This window comes from Pseudolactococcus laudensis, assembly GCF_013449735.1.
Classification (GTDB): Bacteria; Bacillota; Bacilli; order Lactobacillales; family Streptococcaceae; genus Pseudolactococcus; species Pseudolactococcus laudensis.
The window spans coordinates 22860-47810 of record NZ_JACBNY010000004.1 but is presented as its reverse complement, the minus strand read 5'-3'; the positions used below and the strand labels follow the sequence as shown (position 1 = coordinate 47810).

Genomic DNA, 24951 nt, shown 5'->3' with positions numbered 1-24951 from the left:
AGAAAACTAAGGTTTTTAGCTCAGATTATCACATATAAAAAAAGAAGAATATGGTATAATAATGGTATATGCATAACTTATCTGAATTTCCTTTTACGGTCAAATATATTATTATTTTATTAGTAACGGCTATCATTGCTTTGATTCTAACACCTATTATGGTGGTAGTATCTCGCAAAATTGGTGCAGTTGATAATCCAAACGCCCGTCGTATTAATGTCAAACCGATGCCTTCAGCAGGAGGTGTTGCTATTTTTATTGCCTTCTCTGCTGTCACGCTGTTAGTTTTACCACGATTTGTCAGCATGCCAAATTATAAAGGGATTAATGAGTCGTATCTTAGCTATGTCTGGCCTTTTGTTTTAGGTGGTGGTATTGTAGCTGTGACAGGACTGATTGATGATATTGTAGAACTTGGTGCAAAAAGTAAATTATTAGGTCAAATCGCAGGTGCTTGTGTCATTTGGTTTTTCACGACGAGTCATTTTGATAATTTCAAGATACCTTTTGGTGGACCACTCTTTGTTTTCCCAGATTGGTTGTCTTTTTTAGCCACTATTTTCTGGATTTTAGCGATTACCAACGCTGTTAATTTGATTGATGGTTTAGATGGTTTAGCTAGTGGTGTGTCAATTATTAGTCTGACAACCATGGGTTTGGTCGCTTATTTCTTTTTGGGGACGACTAATGTCTATCTACCGATTACGATTTTTGTTCTCGTCTTTGCTATCGCTGGCTTTTTCCCCTATAATTTTCCACCCGCCATTATTTATCTTGGAGACACGGGTGCCTTATTCTTGGGATTCATGATTTCAGTGTTGTCCTTGCAAGGCTTGAAAAATGCGACAGCTGTGGCTGTCGTCACACCAATGCTGATTCTAGGAGTACCATTGACCGATACGGTCGTAGCGATGATTCGCCGTAAACTCAATGGTGGTAGTATGGTTGAGGCCGATCGGATGCACTTGCATCATCGTCTTTTGAGTTTGGGTCTAACCCAGCATGCGGCTGTTTTAGTCATCTATGGGATTGCAGGGATATTTTCATTTATCGCTTTGATTCTTAATGTGTCGTCACGTTGGGGCGGTACCTTTTTGCTTGTCTTTAGTTTGATTGGGTTAGAAGTGTTGATTGAGCTGATTGGCGTGTTAGGTGAAAATCGAACACCTCTCTTAAATGTCGTTAAATTTATTGGCAATAGTGAGTATCGCCAAGAGGTTAAAAAACGGCGAAAAATGTAAAAGTTTATAGACAGAATAATGTTATTTTGTCTTTTATTTTGATAAAATAGTGATTAGAACAATAATTGGAGGAACCTATGTCTACATTAGAAATTAAAGATTTATACGTCCGTGTTGAGGAAAAAGAAATCCTTAAAGGTGTGAACCTGACAATCAATACAAATGAGATTCATGCTATCATGGGACCAAATGGTACCGGGAAATCAACACTTTCTGCTGCGATTATGGGTAACCCTAATTTTGAAGTAACCCAAGGCGAAATTTTGCTTGACGGTATTAATGTATTAGAACTTGAAGTAGACGAACGCGCGCGTTTAGGTCTTTTCTTGGCTATGCAATATCCAAGTGAAATTGCTGGTATTACGAATGCTGAATTCATGCGCGCTGCAATGAATGCTGGCCGTGAAGAAGATGACAAAATTGGTGTCATGGACTTCTTGAAAAAATTGGACAGCAAAATGGACTTGCTCAATATGGACGAAGCCATGGCTGAACGTTACCTCAATGAAGGCTTTTCAGGTGGTGAGAAAAAACGTAACGAAATTTTACAGTTACTCATGCTTGAACCTAAATTTGCTATCCTAGATGAAATCGACTCAGGTCTTGATATTGATGCCTTGAAAGTCGTTTCTAAAGGTGTGAATGCGATCCGTGGTGAAAACTTCGGTGCCTTGATCATCACTCACTACCAACGTCTCTTGAACTACATCACACCAGATGTAGTGCACGTGATGATGGAAGGTCGCGTTGTCATGACAGGTGGCCATGAATTAGCAGCACGCTTGGAAACTGAAGGTTACCATGGCATCGCTAAAGACCTTGGTATTGAGTACAAAGAAGAAGCTTAAGAAGGAGCATAATATGGCGAAAGAAAATATTATTGCTTTTTCACAGGCACATGCGGAACCAGAATGGTTGCAAGTGCGCCGTCAAACGGCATTTGATAAAATCAGTGAATTGAAACTCCCCTTAATTCAGCGTGTCAAGCTTGACCGTTGGAACTTTGGTAACAACGATATCACTGAATCTCTTGACAGTTCAAACGTGCCAGATTTTACAAACTTAGGTGAAAATCCTAAATTGATTCAAGTCGGCACGACAACTGTTTTCCAACAGTTATCACCAGATTTGGCGAATAAGGGTGTGATTTTCACAGACTTTTATTCAGCCTTGGAAGAAATTCCAGAAATCATTGAACAGTATTTTGGGACAGCCTTGCCTTTTGACGAAGACAAGTTAACAGCTTACCATACTGCTTATTTTAACTCAGCGGCAGTCTTATACGTGCCAGATAACGTTGAAGTGAATGTACCAGTCGAAGGTCTCTTTTACCAAGATTCTGACGAAGCGGTACCTTTCAATAAACACGTTTTGATTATCGTCGGAAAACACGCCAAGTTGTCATACTTGGAACGTTTTGAAAGCCTTGGCAAAGATAGCGTTAAAAATACAGCCAACATTGCAGTTGAGGTAATTGCACTTGAAGGCGCACAAGTTAAATTTTCAGCGATTGACCGTTTAGGTAGCAATTTGACAACTTTCATCAGTCGTCGTGGTCGCTTAAATAAAAATGCACAAATCGACTGGAACCTTGGCGTGATGAACGAAGGTAATGTCGTTGCTGATTTTGACAGCGACTTGGTCGGTGAAGGTAGTCATGCAGAACTTAAAGCGGTGGCGATTTCTTCAGGCAAACAAATTCAAGGTATCGATACACGTGTGACCAACTATGCGCCACATTCGATTGGGCATATTTTACAACACGGTGTCATTTTAGAAGCCGGAACCTTGACGTTCAACGGCATTGGCCACATCATCCGCGGCGCCAAAGGTGCTGATGCGCAACAAGAATCACGTGTCTTGATGTTGTCTGATAAGGCACGTTCGGATGCTAACCCGATTCTTTTGATCGATGAAAATGATGTGACGGCAGGTCACGCGGCGTCAATCGGTCAAGTTGACCCAGAAGATATGTACTACCTCATGAGTCGTGGTCTTGACCAAGATACTGCTGAGCGTTTGGTCGTTCGTGGTTTCTTGGGCGCTGTCATCGGTGAAATTCCGGTTAAGGCCGTTCGTCAAGAAATGATCGACGTGATCGAAAGTAAACTAGACAAACGCTAAGTCTCACAAGTGGTAGAGATGAGCAGTTTAATGTAGGAGTGAGACTAGATGACCTTAGAAATCTCAAAAATCCGGAGTGATTTTCAAATTCTGGATCAAATCGTCAACGATGAGCCTTTGGTTTATCTGGATAGTGCGGCAACAACGCAGAAACCTCGACAAGTCTTAGATGCCATTCGTGCTTATTATGAGCATGATAATGCCAATGTGCACCGTGGTGTGCATACTTTGGCAGAGCGTGCAACAGCTGATTATGAAGCGAGTCGTGATAAGGTTCGCGCCTTCATCAATGCCAGTTCTCGTAAGGAAGTGTTGTTCACGCGTGGGACAACGACTGCCTTAAACTGGGTGGCAAAATTTGCTGAGCAGATTTTACAACCTGAAGATGAAATTGTCATCTCAATCATGGAGCATCATTCTAATATTATTCCTTGGCAACAAGCGGCAGCTAAAACAGGTGCAATCCTGAAATTCGTTTACCTTAAAGACGGTGAACTGGATATGGTTGACTTACGGGATAAGGTCACAAATAAGACAAAATTTGTCAGTATCACTCATGTTTCTAACGTCTTAGGTGTGATTAACCCTGTCAAGGAAATTGCCCAGATTGCCCATGAACATGGTGCAATCATGGTCGTGGATGGTGCCCAATCGACACCACATATGACGGTAGACGTACAAGACTTAGACTGTGATTTCTTCGCGCTATCTGGTCATAAAATGGCGGGACCTACGGGTATTGGTGTTTTATATGGCAAAGAAGCCTTGCTTAATCAGATGAATCCGATTGAGTTTGGTGGCGAAATGATCGACTTTGTCTATGAACAAAGTGCAACCTGGAAAGAGTTACCCTGGAAATTTGAAGCGGGAACGCCAAATATCGCAGGCTCTATCGGACTTGGTGCAGCAGTTGATTATCTGACTGAAATAGGCCTTGACAATATCCATCAACATGAGCAAGATTTGCTGAACTATGTCATGCCAAAATTGCGTGAGATAGAAGGTTTGACCATTTATGGTCCAGAAGATAATCAACGTCGTGGTGGTGTGATTGCCTTTAATCTGGACGGTCTTCATCCCCATGATGTCGCAACTGCGCTTGACATGGAAGGTGTTGCCGTTCGTGCAGGACATCACTGTGCACAGCCACTGATTGATTATCTGGGCTTGCCTGCAACAGCTCGCGCTAGTTTTTATATCTATAACACTTTTGCTGACTGTGATAAGTTAGTCGAAGCGATCAAATTAACCAAGGCGTTCTTTGGCGTTTAATATTGTATGTTTAAACAGATTGTGCCAAACGACTTCGCCAACGTATGACCAAAGGAGTAAGCATGGCCCTTTCTAAATTAGATAACCTCTATCGTCAGGTGATTCTTGATCATTCAAGTCACCCGCATCACCACGGCCAATTACAGGACGGTGAGACGGTAGATTTGAATAACCCAACCTGTGGCGACGTAATCAAACTCTCGTTGAAATTGGACGGCGATACTATTTCAGATATCGCCTTCGACGGCTCAGGTTGTAGTATTTCGACAGCCTCAGCCTCAATGATGACCGATGCTGTGATTGGCAAAAAATCAGGAGAAGTTCTTGAGTTGGCAGATATTTTCTCTGAAATGGTCCAAGGTAAAACAGATGAGCGTCAAGAAAGATTAGGCGACGGTGCCTTGCTATCTGGCGTTGCCAAGTTTCCACAACGGATTAAATGCTCAACTTTAGCTTGGAATGCTTTGAAAAAAGCCTTAGAAAATAGTAACGGCAGCTCTGAGGTTGCCAATTTATCAGGACACTGTGAAATTTAAATGACTCGAAATAAAGAAGCCTTAACGTTTGATATCAAACGTAAAATCCCCAATACCTTGGCACGTAGTGGTACGATTTCAACGCCACATGGAGACATCCAAACGCCAGCTTATATTGGTGCTGCAACAGCCGCAACCATGAAAACTTTGACAAATGCTGAGATTGATGCCCTTGGGGCCCAGTCAATTTTGTCAAACACCTATCACTTAATGTTACGACCAGGTGCTGATTTGCTGGCTAAGGCAGGTGGCATTCACAAATTTATGAACTACCACAAACCAATGTATACCGATTCAGGTGGTTTCCAAGTTTATTCACTAGGCATGGCTTTTAAAAAAGGCTTGGATGCGACCAGTCATACGACAAAAGGCTCAGCTGAAAATGCCGTGATGAGTGCTGACCAGTTAACCAAGGTTGAGAAGGAAGGCGTCTGGTTCAAGAGTCATCTCAACGGTGATAAGATTTATATGACACCGGAATATTCAATGGAGCTCCAACACCAAATCGCAGCCGATATCCACATGGCCTTTGATGAATTGACCTCTCCTCTAGCAGGTCGTGAGCAGATCAAATCTGCGCTCGACACGACACATGCCTGGGCAGAACGTTCATTACGTCGTCATGCGGAGCTCAACACTGTTCACGCTGAAAAAGGTGAATTGCAACAAGCCCTCTTTGGTGTCGTACAAGGCGCCCGTGAAGAAGACTATCGTCGCGAAAGTGCTGGTTTCCTAGGCGGTTTAACCCTTGAAAATGGTGAGCAGTTTGACGGTTTCGGGATTGGTGGGACTTTTCAACCAGAGGAATTGCCAGACGTGTTAACTTGGATTAATGAAACCCTTCCAGAAGGAAAACCAAGACATTTATTGGGGATGGGCGCACAGCCTGCTGATTTATTCCTCGGTGTTGAGTATGGTTGTGACACCTTTGACTGTGTTGCACCGACGCGTCAAGCCAGAAATGGTGCCATTTTTACTTATGATGGCCGCATCAACATTAAGAACAAGAAATTTGAAGATGATTTCACCCCACTTGATCGTGATTGTGATTGCTATACTTGTGAGAATCATACCAAAGCCTATCTCCGGCATTTGTTTAAGGCAAATGAAGTGACAGGCATGGTCCTTGCAAGTATTCACAATGAGCGTTTTGTGGTGAGAACAGTAGAAGAGATTCGTCAGAAATTAAACGACTCTGAAAATGCCTTCTGGGCTTATAAACGTGACTTTTTAGTCCGTTATTATGGTGAGGAGCGCGCCCGCGATTTCCTTTATACCAGTCCAGCAGAATGGCAATAAATAGACGGGTTTACCGTTAATTAAAAAAATGAAAGGCACCAAAAAATATGGCAGAAGATATTATCAAACCCAACATTGAAGAAGTCGACTTAGGTGACTATCAATTTGGTTTTCACGATGACGTGACACCGATTTATTCGACAGGCCGTGGCCTGACTGAAGAAGTCGTTCGCGCCATCTCAGCTGAAAAAGAAGAACCAGAATGGATGCTTGATTTCCGTTTGAAATCGTTAGAAGCTTACCACAAATTGCCACTCCCTAAATGGGGACCAGATTTATCAGGTGTCAATTTTGACGATATCATTTATTATCAAAAAGCATCAGATAAACCTGCTCGTTCATGGGATGATGTCCCTGAGAAAATCAAAGAAACCTTTGAACGTATCGGGATTCCAGAAGCAGAACGTGCTTATTTGGCAGGGGCCTCAGCTCAGTATGAGTCAGAAGTTGTCTACCATAACATGAAAGATGAGTTCACGAAACTCGGGATTGTCTTTACTGATACGGACTCAGCCTTAAAAGAATATCCTGAAATTTTCAAGAAATACTTTGCAAAACTTGTGCCGCCAACTGATAATAAATTGGCAGCACTTAACTCGGCTGTTTGGTCTGGTGGGACTTTCATCTACGTCCCTAAAGGTATCAAAGTTGATATTCCTTTGCAGACTTATTTCCGGATTAACAACGAAAATACAGGTCAGTTTGAACGGACCCTCATCGTTGTTGACGAAGGTGCCAGCGTGCATTACGTCGAAGGCTGTACAGCACCGACTTACAACAGTAACTCGCTTCACGCGGCAGTTGTAGAAATCTTCGCACTTGACGGCGCTTACGTGCGTTACTCAACCATCCAAAACTGGTCTGATAACGTCTATAACTTGGTAACCAAACGCGCTCGTGCTTTGAGCAATGCGACTGTTGAATGGATCGATGGTAACTTGGGTGCTGCGATTACGATGAAATATCCAGCGGTTTATTTGGATGGCCCTGGCGCGCGCGGTACCATGTTATCTATCGCCTTTGCCAATCGCTCACAAATCCAAGATACTGGGGCTAAAATGATACACAATGCCCCAAATACATCAAGCTCGATTGTGTCTAAGTCCATTGCCAAAGGTGGTGGTGAAGTCAACTACCGTGGTCAAGTGACCTTCAATCCAGCAAGTAAGAAATCAGTCAGCCATATCGAATGTGATACCATCATCATGGATGATATTTCGAAATCTGACACGATTCCCTTTAATGAGATTCACAATTCGCAAGTTGCCCTTGAGCACGAAGCGAAAGTGTCTAAAATTTCTGAAGAGCAGCTCTACTACCTCATGAGCCGTGGCTTGACAGAATCCGAAGCGACAGAAATGATCGTCATGGGATTTGTTGAACCGTTCACGAAAGAATTACCGATGGAATACGCGGTTGAATTGAACCGCTTGATTAGTTATGAAATGGAAGGGTCTGTGGGTTAAGACCCCAAAAGCTATATAAACATTTTGTTTATATAGCTTTTTTATGCGTTAAAATGCTAAAAGGAGAAGTGATACATACCTTCTAAAATCCCAAGATAGCTTGCCTGTTTTGTGATAAAAAACACGGTTTTTTATGAATTTAAAATAAAGTTCAATAAATTTTTTGAAAATTTTGGAAAAAGGCGTATAATAAAATCATGAACGTATGACTCAGGCAAGATATCAAGGAGGATATCAGATGACATCAATCGGAAAATACAAAATCAAAGACATTCAAAAAAAGAATCCTTTATTTTCAGCGATTAGAGCAACGGTCGAAACGGCCTTTTATGCGAATAATGTCGAGAAAATTGAGACGGTTGCTGAGGCCTACGCCTTAGCCAAAGAAACGTCAGGAACCATTATCAATGATTTGCCAATTCATGAGCCAGAGATTCACGGCTTTCCGGAGAACAGTAAAGTCCTTGTTTTCAACGATGGAGAAGTCGTCGGGCGAACTTCAGCGGCCAGGAAAATTATTGGCCAACCAGACGTAGACACAGCTTATTTTGCACGTCTTGTGCGTGAGGCAGTGTTTGGGGTTAGTCGAAGAAAAGTTTATACAACCGAAGTTTATGTCGGATTGAACCCCGAGTTTATGCTCAAAAGTCACCTGTTGTTGCCTGCTGCGTATGCCAACACCGTCTTAAATTACTTACTTAATTTCCAGCGGGAAACGACAGAATATCAAAAAATGTATGCTGAGTCTAAGCCCTATCAGACCGGTGATTTATATGTATTTGGCGACCCAGACTGGCAACATCCGGATTATCCTAATGGTCTAGCACTCTTTGACCCTAAGCATAATGTTGCTGTCATTTTAGGGTTACGGTATTTTGGCGAGTATAAGAAGGCGACTTTGACTCTGGCTTGGGCGACAGCGCATGACAATAATTATATTGCTTGTCATGGTGGGATGAAACAGTACACCTTGAGTGATGGTAAAAAGTATACCATGGCGGCATTTGGTTTGTCGGGTTCAGGAAAGTCAACGATTACGCTAGCTAAGAATGATAGTAAATATCAAGTGACCGTCTTACATGATGATGCCTTTATTATTAATCATCAAGATGGCTCGACGACAGCTTTGGAGCCTGCTTATTTTGATAAAACGCAGGACTATCCGATGATGAGTGAAATGGTCAAATATTTCTTGACCTGTCAAAATGTTGGTGTCACGCTAGATGAAGTTGGGAAGAAAGTTATTGTTACAGAAGATATTCGAAATGGTAACGGTCGAACAGTCAAGTCTAAACTGGTCACGCCGAATCGTGTGGACCATATTAAAGAGAAAATCAATGCTGTTTACTGGATTATGCAAGATGAGAGTTTGCCACCAGTTGTCAAGGTCAGCGACCCTAATTTGGCATCTATTTTTGGTTTAACACTTGCGACCAAACGCTCAACGGCTGAAAATATCGTTGGGGATATTGATGTAAATGAAATTGTGATTGAACCTTTTGCTAATCCGTTTCGCTCATATGCACTGGGTGAAGATTTCACGGCCTTTAAAAAGTTGTTTGAGGATAAAGCGATTGACTGTTATATCCTGAATACGGGTTATTTTAATGGTGCAAAAATTAAGCCACATCATACACTAGGCGCGATTGAGGCGATTATTGATGGTATTGGTAATTTTGTGCCTTTTGGACCAATTGAAGGTTTATCTTATCTGCCAATCAAACATCTCAATCCCGACTTTGAACATGAGGGTTATGTTGCATCCTTAAAAGCAAGTATGACAGAACGTTTACGGTTCATTGAGTCTAAAAAATTGGAAATGAATGCCTACCATGCCTTACCATTGGGGACAGAGGATGCTGTTAAAAAGATTTTAGCGGCGCTTGGCTAAGCAAAAAAGCAAGATAATCACGTTTATCTTGCTTTTTTTGATGGTTGGGAGCAACTATTTGTTAGTGATTAACTGCGAACATGAAAGACTTTATCCTTTAATTCATAAGTCACATCACTGCGTTTGGCAATATCGCTATCGTGGGTGACTAAAATGACGATTTTATTTTGCTCATGTGCAATTTTTTCAAATAAGGCAATCATCTCGCGTCCTGTTTCTTCATCTAAATTGCCTGTTGGTTCATCCGCAACGATGATATCAGCACCTGTAATCATAGCACGGACGATTGCGACTCGTTGCTGTTGTCCACCAGATAACTGTGCGACTTTTTTATGGTGCAAATCTTCGGTGATGGCAACTGACTTGAGACTTTCAGTAATGAAATCACGTTTATTTTCTTTTTTGACACCACTGATTTCAAGCGCACTACTTACATTTTGATAGGCAGTCATATAAGTCAAAAGATTGTAAGCTTGAAAAACATTGGCAAGATGCTGTCTTCTAAAGCGCGTTAGTCCGATTTTATCCAAGTTCTCTGAGTTGTAGAGAATGGCACCTTCTTTTGGCGATTCAAGGGCAGAAATGAGTGACAGAAAGGTTGTCTTGCCACTGCCACTTTTTCCGAGAATGGCATACATATTACCTGGTTCAAATTGTAAGTTAACATCCATAAATAAGGCATTTGCAGGGTCTTGATACCAAAACCCTAAATTTTTTGTTTCTAACATGTGTCTTCCTCCGATGGTTGGTTTATCTTTCGTCTGTTTAATTAGTAGTCAGTATAGCCTTTGGTTCCAACCTTAAAATACCGATAGAGGCGACAAATATCGCAATTAAAACAATTCCCAAAGCTAAAGCACCGAGTAGATAAATTGTTTTTGGTGTCATTTTAACATTCATCCGCTCAATTTGTTTTGCCTCTTGCTTACTTGGTGTGAATGGTCCACTAAGGTCGCCCATGAATCCTCCCCCACCTTGAGAAGTAGACGCGTTTTGTTTCTGCTCTTGTTGTGTTGTATTTTGTTGTGTCAAAAGCTGATTACCAATAGCATTACCGATGACATTTCCGGTTAAGCTGGCAAGACTCACACTAACAAGCATAATGACAAATAGTTCAATAAAAAATTGCCCAATAATTTTGGCTTTATTTTCACCCAGACTCATTAAGACACCAATTTCAAAGCGACGTTCTCGAATGCTTAGAATAACAATTAGACTAAGAATAATCACACCAGCAACCGCAACTAGAATGACGATATTAGTTGCAAAACTCGCGACATTGTTCAATGGTGTCAGCATTTGTTGATAGGCTTGGTCATTAGCAGTCAAAGTCATGGTATCAGTATCCAGTTTTTGACTAGCCGTTGCCACGAATTTGGTCATTTTCGCTGGGTCTTTCAGATAATAAACCGCGCTATCAATTGTTTGTTGACTAGTATCTGTTGCCCCTTCTTTAAAACTATTGGTCAAAACATAATGTGCATAAATCGTGTTGGCAGGATTTAATGAAGTCATTCTTTGTGTTGCTGCATCCGCAACTTTTGTCGTTTTGTAAATACCGACAACTTTAACTTCACGGTCTTTACTATCTTCATCTTTTAAAGTAAAGGTACTACCGACAGTTAGCTTATTAGCAGTTGCCAATTGACTTTCGATGACAACATTATTGGTGTTTTTATCCTTTTCAGTGATTGCACGCCCAGAAATGATTTTAGCTGTCCCATCCTCAAATGTAGGTAGTGTAAGTAAATTATTGACACCAGTAATATGGAAATCGGGATTCATAGCAACAGTGCTTTTTGAGGTGTCGACTTCCTCACCAGCTCTACCGCCCCCAAATCCCTGTTGGCTTGATGTATCGGAATTTCCAGTAATTGGTTTAATATTAGTACTGGCAGCAGCATTAGCAGACGTAGAAAAAGAATAGTCTTTGACATCAGACATTTTTGACACTTTTTCTGCCTGTTCAAGTGGCACAGGTGTTTCTTCGATACGAACAGGTGAGCCATCATTATTTGCGACGCTCATTGCTTTACGCATCATCTTATCGCGGTCGACTGATAAGGTAACAGATGCCCCAACTTCTTTTTTAGCATTCTCTGTCGCTTTAATAGCGGCTTGCCGAATGGTTAAACCAGCTAAAACAAATACCTTAATGGCAGTAAAAACGAGCATTAAGATAGCTGTTTTCCCCACTTTTGCTGTTAAATACAGCCACGCTCTTTTGAAAAAATTCATTCATTCCACCTTTCAATTTGACACTCCGAGAGTGTTTCTGTGATGACAAGCCTAAGTGTATAGGCTTTAACTTAAAAGAACCTAAAGATTTAGAAAAAGTTTACAATTCTCAGGCAATTCTTGTTTTTTAGTGCGCTTGAAATGAGAGAAGGAACATAGCTAATATAAGGTATTATCTCTTGAAAACAAGCTTAAAATATGCTATAATGTTTTAAAGAGTTTGTCGGCAAAATGCTAGGAAATATTGTCCCTAGTGCTTTGTGAGCAGCGAGAAGTTTTATTTTCGTTGCTTTTTTTGACGTCTTGAGCAGTGAAAACTGCAAAATGTAACGCAAAAAAAATCTTTCTGAAAATTCTTAACTTTTTCAGAAAAGTTCGTTGACAAACTAGAAATGGTCACTTTATCACGGTAAATTGACCACATTGCACACAATCCACTTTAAAGGTTGTCTCTTAATAACTTATAGAAACAACCGGAAGTATTAGAAGTGAGTTTAGGCACCTTGGGTTTAGAAAATTTCCGAGTTAATTCGGACGAGTGTTAATTCGTCTACATTAATTTCAGAAATTTCCAAGCTTTCAAGGCAGCTAACTCAACATCTTTTTAGAGGAGAAGATCTTGGCAGGACATGACGTAGCATACGGTAAACACCGTACTAGACGCAGTTTTTCGCGAATCAAAGAAGTACTTGATTTGCCGAATTTGATCGAAATTCAAACCGACTCTTATCAACGTTTCTTAGACCAGTCGTTGGCTGATGTATTCAAAGAAATGTTACCAATCGATAACTTCGCAGGCACAAAAGACCTGGAATTTGTCGGTTATGAAATGAAAGAACCTAAATACACAATTGAGGAAGCGCGTGCACATGACGCCAACTACTCAGCACCATTATTTGTGACTTTCCGTTTGGTTGACAAAGAATCTGGCGAGTTGAAAACACAAGAAGTGTTCTTCGGCGATTTCCCACTTATGACAGAAATGGGTACTTTCATCATCAATGGTGCTGAACGTATCATCGTTTCTCAGTTGGTTCGCTCACCTGGTACTTATTTCCATCCAAAAGTTGACAAAAATGGTCTGGAATCATATGGTCATACAACTATCCCTAACCGTGGCGCTTGGTTTGAGTTAGACACTGATGCCAAAGGTATCGGTTACGTCCGCATCGACCGCACGCGTAAATTACCATTTACGACAATCATGCGTGCCCTCGGTTTTGGCTCAGATGAAGGTATCTTTGAAATCCTTGGCGATAGCGAATTGACTCGCGCAACAATCGAAAAAGACATCCATAAATACGCTGGCGACACACGGACAGAAGAAGCCCTTAAAGACATCTACGACCGCCTTCGTCCTGGTGAACCTAAAACAGCTGACAGCTCACGTAGCCTGTTAACAGCTCGTTTCTTTGATCCACGCCGTTACGACTTTGCACCAGTTGGTCGTTACAAAGTTAACAAAAAATTAGCTCTTAAAAACCGTCTTTTGGGACTCACGCTTGCAGAGCCATTAGTTAGTGGTGAAACTGGCGAAATCTTAGTAGACAAAGACACAGAATTGACACGTGACGTGTTGGATAGCATCGAGACTGAACTTGATAATGGTTTGAACACTGTTACACTTTATCCGTCAGATGATGCTGTCATCACAGAGCCAATCGATATTCAAGTTGTTAAAGTTTACTCACCAAAAGATCCAGAAAAAGTGATCAACGTGATTTCAAATGGTCAAATCGCACCAGAAGTCCGTCACTTAACACCTGCTGATATTATCGCAAATGTTAACTACTGGTTAGCGCTTAACGAAGGTATTGGTCGTGTGGATGATATTGACCACTTGGGTAACCGTCGTATTCGCTCAGTTGGCGAATTGCTCCAAAACCAAGTTCGTATCGGTTTGAGCCGTATGGAACGTGTCATTCGTGAACGTATGAGTTCAGCTGATGATGAAAACATGACGCCACAATCTTTGATCAACATCCGTCCTGTAACGGCAGCTATTAAAGAGTTCTTTGGTAGTTCACAGTTGTCACAGTTCATGGACCAACATAATCCACTGTCTGAGTTATCTCACAAACGCCGTTTGTCAGCCCTCGGACCTGGTGGTTTGACACGTGACCGTGCCGGCTATGAAGTACGTGACGTACATTATACCCACTATGGCCGTATGTGTCCGATTGAAACACCTGAGGGACCAAATATCGGGTTGATCAATAACTTGTCATCATTTGGTAAAATCAATGAATATGGTTTCATCATGTCACCTTACCGTCGTATTGACCGTGCGAATGGTGTTGTAACCAGCGAAATTCATTATTTGACAGCTGATGAAGAAGATAACTACATCGTTGCCCAAGCTAACTCACCATTAACAGAAGATAATAAATTCTCTGGTGAAACAGTTATGGCCCGTACACGTGGTAACAATATTGAAGTTGAAGCGGATAAAGCTGACTTCATGGATGTATCACCTAAACAGGTAGTCGCAGTCGCAACAGCTTGTATTCCTTTCTTGGAAAACGATGACTCCAACCGTGCCCTCATGGGAGCCAACATGCAACGTCAAGCAGTACCATTGATTGATCCGCATGCACCATTTGTCGGAACAGGTATGGAGCATCAAGCAGCGCATGATTCAGGTGCTGCCATCCTTGCTAAACATGAAGGAACAGTTGAATTTGTTGACGGTGGTGAAATCCGCATCCGTCGTACAACTGGTGAATTAGACAAATATACGGTTACAAAATACCGTCGTTCAAACTCAGGAACATCTTACAACCAACGCCCACTTGTTCAAGTTGGTGACAAAGTTGAAAAAGATGAAATCATCGGTAACGGACCTTCTATGGAAGGTGGGGAAATGGCCCTCGGTCAAAACCCACTTGTTGCCTACATGACTTGGGAAGGGTATAACTTCGAGGATGCCGTTATCATGAGTGAACGTCTCGTTAAAGACGACGTTTATACATCAATTGCGATCGAAGAATATGAATCTGAAACACGCGATACAAAGCTTGGACCAGAAGAAATTACACGCGAAATTCCAAACGTTGGTGAAGAAGCCATGCGTCATTTGGATGAGTTCGGTATCATTCGTATTGGTGCTGAAGTTAAAGAAGGCGATATTCTCGTTGGTAAAGTCACACCTAAGGGTGAAACAGATCCAACACCAGAAGAACGTTTACTCCGTGCTATCTTTGGTGAAAAAGCGCGTGAAGTTCGCGATACATCACTTCGTGTGCCACATGGTGCCGATGGTATCGTTCATGATGTGAAGATTTTCCGTCGTGAAAATGGTGATGAACTTCAAACTGGTGTGAATACACTTGTTCGTGTCTTTATCGTTCAAAAACGTAAAATTCATGTTGGGGATAAAATGGCCGGTCGTCATGGTAATAAAGGGGTTGTATCCCGCATCTTGCCAGTAGAAGACATGCCTTACTTGCCAGATGGCACACCGGTTGATATCATGTTGAACCCACTCGGTGTACCATCACGGATGAATATTGGACAAGTTATGGAGCTCCATCTTGGTATGGCTGCTCGTACACTTGGTATCCACATTGCAACACCTGTCTTTGATGGGGCACGTGATGAAGACATCTGGAACACTGTTAAAGAAGCAGGCATGGCAGATGATGCTAAGACTGTTCTCTATGATGGTCGAACAGGTGAAGCCTTCGATAACCGTGTATCAGTTGGTGTCATGTACATGATCAAACTTCACCACATGGTTGATGATAAACTTCATGCCCGTTCAGTCGGACCTTACTCACTCGTTACCCAACAACCACTCGGCGGTAAAGCGCAGTTTGGTGGACAACGTTTTGGGGAGATGGAAGTTTGGGCACTGGAAGCCTATGGTGCTGCTAATATTCTACAAGAAATTTTGACTTATAAATCTGATGATGTCGTTGGTCGTACTAAAGCCTATGAAGCGATTGTCAAAGGTGAAAAAATTCCTGCACCAGGTCTACCTGAGTCATTCCGAGTTTTGGTAAAAGAATTACAATCACTTGGTTTAGATATGAAAGTCTTGGACGTCGATGATAATGTCCTTGAACTTCGTGAATTGGATGAAGATAATGATCCACATAACAATGACAAAGTAGAAGTAACAGTTGAAATGTTAGAAGCCAAGGAAGCAGAAGTTGCTGCAGCTGTTGAAGCTGAAGAAGTAGCAATTGAAGAAGCTGGCCAATAAGCATTCGTGCAAACACTTTTCAACTCGGTGTCAGAACAGAAAATCGAAAACAAAAGATTTTAGTTATTGTTTAATCAAATGATGACTAAAATCTTGCTGAGATTATCTTTAACAAGATTATCGCGATTCGTCGCAATTAAAGATAATTTCAATTTACAGGAGAAAAAATGGTCGATGTAAATAAATTTGAGAGTATGCAAATTGGGATTGCGTCTCCTCAAAAAATCCGTTTTTGGTCTTTTGGTGAAGTCAAAAAACCTGAAACAATTAACTATCGTACACAAAAACCAGAACGCGAAGGGCTCTTTGATGAACGTATTTTCGGTCCATCAAAAGACTGGGAATGTAGCTGTGGTAAGCTAAAAGGCGTTTTCTATAAAAACCAGGTCTGTGAAATTTGTGGTGTCCAAGTCACACGTGCGAAAGTTCGCCGTGAGCGCATGGGCCATATTGAATTAGCAGCACCAACATCACACATTTGGTACTTCAAAGGGATTCCATCACGTATGGGATTAGCCTTGGACATGAGTCCTCGCTCACTTGAAGAAATCATCTATTTTGCAAGTTATGTGGTGATTGACCCTAAAGAAACAGCACTTGAGAAAAAACAATTATTGACTGAGCGCGAATATCGCGAACAAATGCTCAAAAATGGTTTTGGGTCATTTGTTGCTAAGATGGGTGCTGAAGCCATTCAAGATTTACTTAAAAATGTGAATTTAGATGTTGAAATCTCAGCACTTAAAGAAGAGTTACAAACTGCAACAGGTCAAAAACGTGTCAAAGCTATCCGTCGTTTGGATGTCTTGGATGCCTTCAACAAATCAAACAATAAATTAGAGTGGATGGTACTCAATGTTTTACCAGTCATTCCACCTGATTTACGTCCGATGGTTCAACTCGACGGTGGTCGTTTTGCAACCTCTGATTTGAACGATTTGTACCGTCGTGTGATCAACCGGAATAACCGTTTGAAACGTTTGATGGAATTGAATGCACCAAATATCATCGTTCAAAACGAAAAACGGATGTTGCAAGAAGCCGTGGACGCGCTTGTAGATAATGGTCGTCGTGGTCGTCCGATTACTGGTCCAGGTAACCGTCCACTTAAATCTCTCAGCCATATGCTGAAAGGGAAACAAGGGCGTTTCCGTCAAAACTTGCTCGGTAAACGTGTTGACTACTCTGGTCGTTCGGTTATCGTCGTTGGTCCAACACTTAAAATGTACCAATGTGGTGTGCCGCGCGAAATGGCGATTGAGCTCTTCAAACCATTTGTTATGAGTGAAGTTGTTAAACGTGACATGGCACCTAATATCCGTGCCGCGAAACGTAAAGTTGAACGTCAAGACCCAGATGTTTGGGATGTGCTTGAAGATGTGATTAAAGAACATCCAGTTCTACTTAACCGCGCACCTACGCTCCACCGTCTCGGTATTCAAGCGTTTGAACCAGTCCTTATCGATGGTCGTGCGATTCGTCTTCACCCACTTGTGTGTGAGGCCTACAATGCCGATTTCGATGGTGACCAAATGGCGATTCACTTGCCACTTTCAGAAGAAGCCCAAGCAGAAGCGCGTATCTTGATGCTAGCTGCTGAGCATATTCTTAACCCGAAAGATGGTAAACCAGTTGTTACACCGTCACAGGATATGGTTTTGGGTAACTACTACATTACCATGGAAGAAGCTGGTCGTGAAGGTGAAGGCATGGTCTTTGCTAACGCTGATGAGGCAGAAGTTGCTTGGCGTAATGGTTTCGTTCACTTGCACACACGTGTTGGGATTGCAACGAAATCATTGAACAAACCTTGGACTGAAAACCAAAAAGATAAGATCATGGCTACGACTGTTGGTAAAATCCTTTTCAATGCGATTATGCCAGAAGAGTTCCCTTATCTGAATGAACCAACACAAGAAAACTTAACATCACAAACGGATGACCGTTTCTTCATGGCGCCTGGTGAAAATGTTACTGAATTCATCCAAAACCTTGATTTGGTCCCACCATTCAAGAAAAAACATTTGGGTAATATCATCGCAGAAGTCTTCAAACGTTTCCGTACGACTTTGACATCAGAAATGCTTGACCGCCTCAAAGACCTCGGTTACCACCATTCTACTAAGGCTGGTTTGACAGTGGGTATCGCTGATATCCCGGTTGTTGCAGATAAACATCTCATCATTGAAGAAGCACATGATAAAGTAGCACAAATCACGAAAAAATTCCGTCGTGGTGCGATGACTGATGATGAACGTTATACAATGGTAACAGACGTATGGCGTGGTGCTAAAGAAGAACTTGAGCGTCGCCTGATTGAAGCCCAAGACATGTCGAATCCAATCGTTATGATGATGGACTCCGGTGCCCGTGGTAATATTTCCAACTTCTCACAGCTCGCGGGTATGCGTGGGTTGATGGCAGCGCCGAATGGTAAAATCATGGAGCTCCCAATCATCTCAAACTTCCGTGAAGGCCTGTCCGTTTTGGAAATGTTCTTCTCTACTCATGGTGCCCGTAAAGGGATGACCGATACGGCCCTTAAAACAGCCGATTCAGGTTACTTGACACGTCGTCTCGTTGACGTTGCCCAAGATGTGATCATTCGTGAAGATGACTGTGGTTCTGACCGTGGTCTTGTGATTAGCGATATTGCGACAGGTAAAGAAATGGTTGAACCATTATCTGAACGTCTCAATGGTCGTTACACACGTAAAACAGTTGTTCATCCAGAAACAGGTGAACAAATCATCGGTGAAGATGAGTTGGTTACAGAAGCCATTGCAGCGCAAATCGTTGCAGCTGGCATCAAAGAAGTAACAATCCGTTCAGTCTTTACATGTAAAACACGTCATGGTGTATGTAAACATTGTTATGGTGTCAACTTGGCAACTGGTGATGCAGTTGAAGTTGGTGAAGCAGTCGGAACAATCGCTGCCCAATCAATCGGTGAACCTGGTACACAGTTGACCATGCGTACCTTCCACACGGGTGGTGTAGCGTCATCTGAAGATATCACACAAGGTCTCCCTCGTATCCAAGAAATCTTTGAAGCTCGTAACCCTAAAGGGGAAGCGGTCATCACTGAAGTAACGGGTGAAGTCATTGAAATCACTGAAGAACCAGCGACTCGTAAGAAAGAAGTAACAGTCAAAGGTGAAACAGATACACGGACATACGAAGTACCATTTACAGCACGTATGCACGTTGAAGTTGGTGATTTCATTCACCGTGGAACGCCTCTGACAGAAGGTTCTATTCAACCAAAACACTTACTTCAAGTTCGCGATACACTCTCAGTTGAAACTTACTTACTTGCAGAAGTGCAAAAAGTATATAGAAGCCAAGGGGTTGAGATCGGCGACAAGCACGTTGAGGTAATGGTCCGTCAAATGCTCCGTAAAGTCCGCGTCATGGATGCCGGCGATACAGATCTCTTGCCTGGTACACTCATGGACATTGCTGATTTCGAGCAAGCCAACCAACAAATTCTATTTGATGGTGGCGTACCTGCGACATCTCGTCCAGTTCTTATGGGTATCACTAAAGCATCGCTTGAAACGAACTCATTCTTGTCAGCTGCATCCTTCCAAGAAACAACACGTGTCTTGACTGATGCTGCAATCCGTGGCAAGAAAGATCCATTGCTTGGTCTTAAGGAAAATGTTATCATCGGTAAAATCATCCCAGCTGGTACTGGTATGGCACGTTACCGTAACCTTGAACCATTAGCAAAAGTTGCTGAAACACAAGAAGTTGTTGCAGAAGTAACTGAATAATCAATCAAAGGCTAGGACAAAAAGTCCTCAGTCAACAATATAGAAAAGCAGATTAGGGCAATCCATTTGATTATCCTAGTCTGCTTTTTTGTATTGTGTTAGGGAAGACATTAGGATTTAGCGCAAAATCGATAGTTTTTACCAAATTAGTATTGTTTTGCCAAAAGAATGCGAATTTCGCATAAAAATAGCAATTTTCTTACCAATTTAGTATTGTTTTGGCAAAACAATTCGAATTTCGCACAAAATCAAAAGTTCTTACAATACAACTACAATGCTTTACAATTTATCAATAAATAGCAATCGTTCATTACATATTTTTATTTCGTGATGATATGCTTTGGGGTTGTCATAAGTTGGTATCTCACCGTAAGAAAGCGCCACCATATTTCTTGAGAATTTAAACTAAATTAGATATAATATAAGTATGATAAAAAGATAAGATAAATACAAAACGGTGTCATAAAACTTTGGTTTTTATTAAACAAAACAAGAAATAGGAGGGACGACCTAGGGGATTTAAGAAAACTGATTCTGCTGTACTTTTAGTAAGGTAATATCTCAACAATATTACCTAAAATAATAGATGGAGGGAACGGATGGCACAGAAACAAAAGAAAAAACGACTAAGAGAGCACAGATTTTTAGTTCAAGCGGGCGCTTTTTTAGCAATTGTCGCGGGTGCTCTCAGAGTTGGATTTGTTGGTGTAAATGACCAGGTAGAAGAAACGCTAGACCCTGAAAAAGCAGTCGCTGAAACAAAAGAAACAACCTGTTTGATTAAAGATTTTAATGATATCAATGCGGCAGAATTGGGACATTTGTCACATACAGCTACAAAGATAGATACTGCAATAAATGACAGAACAGATGACGCCACTGTCTATGCAGATGAAGTGGCACCCAAAGGTCTGACAAATGTGAAACAAGTGTCGAGCGCAGACCACAATGAAACTAATTTAACTTATGAGCAAGCTAATCAAGTGGCAGATGCAAATGGCGCAGTAGTAACACCGGATAAGAACAATTCAGTCATTGGAACACCTGAGAATAAATCACCAGACGAAGTGAAAAATACCGTATCTGGTTTTTCTGATGTCATACCAGATTCAAACGGCAATATCTCAAGTGGTACGTACACCGCCTCAGATCACTCTCGAACAGCAATCGTTGGTAATGTGACTGACACCATTGGCACGGGGGTTCATAAATCAACAGAAAATGGCGATACTCTGCCAACTTATGATAGAACTTCTGGAAAAGTTACGGATGGCAAAACGATTATTTCGAATGTTACGACAACATCAAAGGATGGTGCTAGGACAGCGCATGCGACAGTCAATGGCGATGTCGCACCAAGTACGGTATATGATGAGAATGGTCGGCCCGTTCAATTAGAGGCTGCCCAAGTCGGTCAAACCTATTATACTGATGCGCAGCAAACATCTAAAATCATCTTTACGCAAAATAAACAAGGGAAAGTCGTAGATGAAACAAAAGGTTTTGCGATACCTAAGCAAATCAGTGATACTGTAACGGGACAAAATATCATCAACAGTGCAAGCCTAGACCAAGCAAATAATGTCATTCAGCTGACACCGGACAAAAACGACCAGGCAGGAACAGCTATTTTAGGTAGCGATAAAGGGATTGACCTCTCGCAAGATTTTGACCTGGATGCTAGCGTTAATCTGGGTAGCAATAGCGTCGAAAAAAGTGGTGGTAGGACCAATAAATGGGTCAAACAAAGTGATGGTACATGGGTGCAAGTCCACACCGGTTCTGAAAAAGGTGGCGATGGCATCTCTTTTGGTTTCAATCCAATCGGAAATGATGACGTCGGACATTGGGGAAATTCCTTTATGCGCAAAACAGAAGACGAGGCAGGTCAAATCATTGACACTGCCAATGCAACAGCCCAACAAATCATCAGTGATGCCCAAGCGGAAATCACTGAAAAAGAAGCGCAGTCTAGAGAAGAACTTGACCGACTTAAAGGTCGTATCGACCACTATTCAACTCAAATCAATGCCGCAGCGCAAACGATTGATACCTTATTAGGGACGATTAGCAGTTTGTGATTGAAATAAGATGAAAGCTTAAAACAAGGAGAGAAAATGACTATTTTTGATTTGAATAACTAAAAAAGAGTAAGGTCTAAATTGACCTACTCTTTTTTTTGAAAAAATGCGTTCTTTTAATTCTCAATGGGTTTGATACTTGCATCTCTTCTATTTGGTTTTTAGTGAGATAGTAAGGACACAAGGCGCTATTTTTGGTATAATAGACAAATGAAAACTAATGAACAAATCGAGAAAATTTCAACTCTACTTTCAATTTCGCCTAAGCAAATCAAGCAGGTATTAGACTTGACGAGCGAGGGCAATACCATTCCTTTTATCGCGCGTTATCGGAAAGAAGCGACGGGTGATTTGGATGAGGTTCAAATCAAGGCAATAGTGGACGAAAACGACCGTGCTATCAAATTGGATGAGCGTAAAACGGCTGTCCTTGCTAAAATTGAAGAATTGGGTAAGCTGTCAGATGACCTGAAGAAAAATATATTGGCAGCTGAAAAGTTATCAGAAGTTGAAGAATTTTACTTACCTTATAAGACGAAACGTCGGACGAAGGCGATGATTGCTAAAGAACGTGGCTTGTTTGGGTTGGCTAAAGTCATTATGCAAAATGGTGACGTCGCAACAAGTGCTGAAGGTTACTTAAACGAGGAGGTGCCCTCAGCTAACGATGCAATTTCAGGTGCGCTTGATATCTTATCTGAGGCCATTTCTGAAGATGTGAAGATGCGGGCTTGGGTGCTCAATGAAATCAAGCAAAACTCACGCTTGATGACGACTGAAAAAGATGATAGTCTGGATGAGAAAAATGTCTTTCAGATTTACTATGATTTTTCGGATAAACTGTCTGAAATCCCGAACTATCGAGTTTTAGCGGTTAATCGAGGTGAAAAACTTGGCGTTTTGTCGGTCAAGTTTGAGCACAATATTGATAAGATGACGCTCATGTTTGAGAGTCGTTATAATGCCAAGGCCAATGCGTATCTGAAAACAGCTATCAATGAGGCACTCAAATCGAAAATCATCCCAGCTATGGAGCGTAATGTTCGTGCTGAGCTTAAAGAGCGTGCGGAAGATGGCGCGATTGAAACCTTTGGTAAAAATCTGCGGAATCTCTTGCTTGTGGCGCCTTTGAAAGGTAAAGTTGTCCTTGGTTTTGACCCAGCTTTTAGAACTGGGGCTAAGATTGCCATTGTCGATAAAACTGGCAAAATGTTGATGACGACAGTAATTTACCCCGTTAAACCGGCTTCAGCTAAGCAAATTGAGCAGGCAAAAGTTGAACTTACCAAGCTGATTACAGATTATGACGTTGAAATGATCGCCATTGGCAATGGGACAGCATCACGAGAAAGTGAGCAGTTTGTTTCAGACGTGATTAAAGACAATCACTTATGTGCCAAATACGTTATCGTATCGGAAAGTGGTGCGTCTGTCTATTCAGCTAGTCCATTGGCGAGAGAAGAATTTCCAGATTTGACTGTTGAAAAACGCTCAGCCATTTCAATTGCTCGGCGCTTGCAAGACCCGTTAGCTGAATTAGTGAAAATTGAGCCAAAAGCGATCGGTGTTGGTCAGTATCAACATGATGTATCTGAGAAAAAATTGACAGAAAATCTGGATTTTGTCGTCGATACAGTGGTCAACCAAGTCGGTGTCAATGTCAATACGGCAAGTGCTAGCTTGCTCTCACACGTTGCAGGTTTGAATGCGACTATTGCTAAAAATATCGTGGCTTACCGAGAAGAAAACGGTGTAATCAAGTCACGTAAGGAAATCAATAAGGTGCCGCGTCTAGGGGCTAAGGCTTTTGAGCAGGCAGCAGGTTTCTTGCGTATTCCAAACAGTGCTAATATCTTAGACAATACAGGCGTTCACCCAGAGTCATACAAGGTTGTGGACCAATTGTTTTCTGAATTTGGTATTCAGGAGTTGGATGATGCGGCACGCGCTAAATTAGAAAAAGCTGACCTTAATCAATTAGCTGATAAACTTGAAGTTGGTAAAGCGACATTGAAAGATATCATTTCAGATTTGCTGAAACCAGGCCGTGATTTACGAGATGATTTTGATGCACCAATCTTACGCTCAGATGTTTTATCGGTCAAAGATTTACGTGTGGGTCAAAAACTGGAAGGTGTTGTCCGTAACGTTGTCGATTTTGGTGCCTTTGTTGATATCGGTATCAAAGAAGATGGTTTGGTTCATGTCTCACGCATGGCTAAAAAGTTCGTTAAGGACCCGTCAAGTGTTGTGGCTGTTGGTCAGATTGTAACCGTTTGGGTTTACCAAATTGACCAAAGCCGTGGCAGTAAAGTGGGCTTGTCAATGGTTGAACCTAAAGCCTTACCTGAAACAGATGACAAACAAAAATGATGCGTTACTAGCTTTTGTTCAATGGGTATCGTTAACGGATTTTGGCAAACCCTTTGAACATGAAGTTAAGTTTAATCGCCGATTAAAATCAACGGGCGGACGATTTTTTCCAAAAGATTTATATCTGGATTTCAATGAAAAAATGTATGATGTCTTTTCAGAAGATGTCTTTCGTAAAATCGTCCAACATGAGCTTGTCCACTATCATCTTTACCGTGAAGGCCGTGGCTATAAACATGCTGACCGTGAATTTAAAGTGTTGCTGTCGCAAGTTGGTGGTTTACGCTTTGCCCCACCGTTACCGGATGTTCAATATCTGACCTATACTTGTTTATCATGTGGTCAAACATATCGACGTCGCAGGCGATTGGACGTCAAGAAATATCGGTGTGGTAAATGTCGTGGTAAATTATATTCATTATAAGCAAAAAAATGTTTGCTTTG

15 protein-coding genes are annotated in these 24951 nt (G+C 41.6%); 13 read left to right on the top strand and 2 right to left on the bottom strand.

Translation table 11 applies throughout. From position 1 onward, the window contains the following. The first annotated feature begins 68 nt into the window (after nt 1-68). The 8 genes from HZR21_RS03695 to HZR21_RS03660 all read left to right on the top strand — a co-directional run bounded on the left by HZR21_RS03695 (nt 69) and on the right by HZR21_RS03660 (nt 9829). Complete coding sequence (locus HZR21_RS03695; RefSeq protein WP_003138660.1) at nt 69-1241, top strand: MraY family glycosyltransferase; 1173 nt, start codon at nt 69-71, stop codon at nt 1239-1241. Between the two features lie 77 nt (nt 1242-1318). Beyond that, nucleotides 1319-2089: a Fe-S cluster assembly ATPase SufC gene (gene sufC / locus HZR21_RS03690; protein ID WP_180746499.1), complete on the top strand. Its 771-nt coding sequence runs from the start codon at nt 1319-1321 to the stop codon at nt 2087-2089. A gap of 13 nt (nt 2090-2102) precedes the next feature. Next, entirely contained in the window at nt 2103-3365 is a 1263-nt protein-coding gene (gene sufD, locus HZR21_RS03685; RefSeq protein ID WP_003138655.1) for a Fe-S cluster assembly protein SufD, read from the top strand. A gap of 48 nt (nt 3366-3413) precedes the next feature. After that, nucleotides 3414-4637 (top strand): cysteine desulfurase, encoded by a 1224-nt coding sequence (locus HZR21_RS03680; protein ID WP_180746497.1) that lies wholly within the window; start codon nt 3414-3416, stop codon nt 4635-4637. Nucleotides 4638-4699: 62 nt separating this feature from the next. Next, a complete protein-coding gene (gene sufU, locus HZR21_RS03675; RefSeq protein WP_180746495.1) occupies nt 4700-5173 on the top strand; it encodes a Fe-S cluster assembly sulfur transfer protein SufU in 474 nt (157 codons plus the stop codon). Further along, nucleotides 5174-6472 carry a tRNA guanosine(34) transglycosylase Tgt gene (gene tgt, locus HZR21_RS03670; RefSeq protein ID WP_180746494.1) on the top strand — a complete coding sequence of 433 codons (1299 nt, stop codon included), beginning with the start codon at nt 5174-5176 and terminating at the stop codon, nt 6470-6472. Between the two features lie 47 nt (nt 6473-6519). Continuing rightward, on the top strand, nt 6520-7938 hold the full coding sequence (gene sufB, locus HZR21_RS03665) for a Fe-S cluster assembly protein SufB (RefSeq protein WP_003138648.1): 1419 nt from the start codon (nt 6520-6522) through the stop codon (nt 7936-7938). Between the two features lie 238 nt (nt 7939-8176). Then, the gene (locus tag HZR21_RS03660) at nt 8177-9829 is read left to right on the top strand and encodes a phosphoenolpyruvate carboxykinase (ATP) (protein WP_180746492.1); all 1653 of its coding nucleotides are present in this window, start codon (nt 8177-8179) and stop codon (nt 9827-9829) included. Nucleotides 9830-9897: 68 nt separating this feature from the next. Here the strand turns inward: HZR21_RS03660 and HZR21_RS03655 are convergent, their stop codons facing one another. Beyond that, nucleotides 9898-10557 (bottom strand): ABC transporter ATP-binding protein, encoded by a 660-nt coding sequence (locus tag HZR21_RS03655; RefSeq protein WP_180746490.1) that lies wholly within the window; start codon nt 10555-10557, stop codon nt 9898-9900. A gap of 37 nt (nt 10558-10594) precedes the next feature. After that, nucleotides 10595-12067, bottom strand: a complete 1473-nt coding sequence (locus HZR21_RS03650; RefSeq protein WP_180746488.1) for an ABC transporter permease — start codon at nt 12065-12067, stop codon at nt 10595-10597. Between the two features lie 619 nt (nt 12068-12686). Between HZR21_RS03650 and rpoB the strand changes: the two genes are divergently transcribed. The 5 genes from rpoB to HZR21_RS03625 all read left to right on the top strand — a co-directional run bounded on the left by rpoB (nt 12687) and on the right by HZR21_RS03625 (nt 24931). Continuing rightward, the gene (gene rpoB, locus HZR21_RS03645; protein WP_180746486.1) at nt 12687-16274 is read left to right on the top strand and encodes a DNA-directed RNA polymerase subunit beta; all 3588 of its coding nucleotides are present in this window, start codon (nt 12687-12689) and stop codon (nt 16272-16274) included. Nucleotides 16275-16441: 167 nt separating this feature from the next. Continuing rightward, nucleotides 16442-20053 carry a DNA-directed RNA polymerase subunit beta' gene (rpoC, locus tag HZR21_RS03640; protein WP_180746484.1) on the top strand — a complete coding sequence of 1204 codons (3612 nt, stop codon included), beginning with the start codon at nt 16442-16444 and terminating at the stop codon, nt 20051-20053. Nucleotides 20054-20652: 599 nt separating this feature from the next. After that, nucleotides 20653-22134 carry a lectin-like domain-containing protein gene (locus HZR21_RS03635; RefSeq protein ID WP_180746482.1) on the top strand — a complete coding sequence of 494 codons (1482 nt, stop codon included), beginning with the start codon at nt 20653-20655 and terminating at the stop codon, nt 22132-22134. A gap of 210 nt (nt 22135-22344) precedes the next feature. Continuing rightward, nucleotides 22345-24507, top strand: coding sequence for a Tex family protein (locus HZR21_RS03630; protein ID WP_180746480.1), 2163 nt, complete (start codon nt 22345-22347; stop codon nt 24505-24507). Next, the gene (locus HZR21_RS03625) at nt 24491-24931 is read left to right on the top strand and encodes a SprT family protein (RefSeq protein WP_180746478.1); all 441 of its coding nucleotides are present in this window, start codon (nt 24491-24493) and stop codon (nt 24929-24931) included. The genes HZR21_RS03630 and HZR21_RS03625 overlap by 17 nt, the downstream gene beginning before the upstream one ends. Nucleotides 24932-24951: the final 20 nt, after the last annotated feature.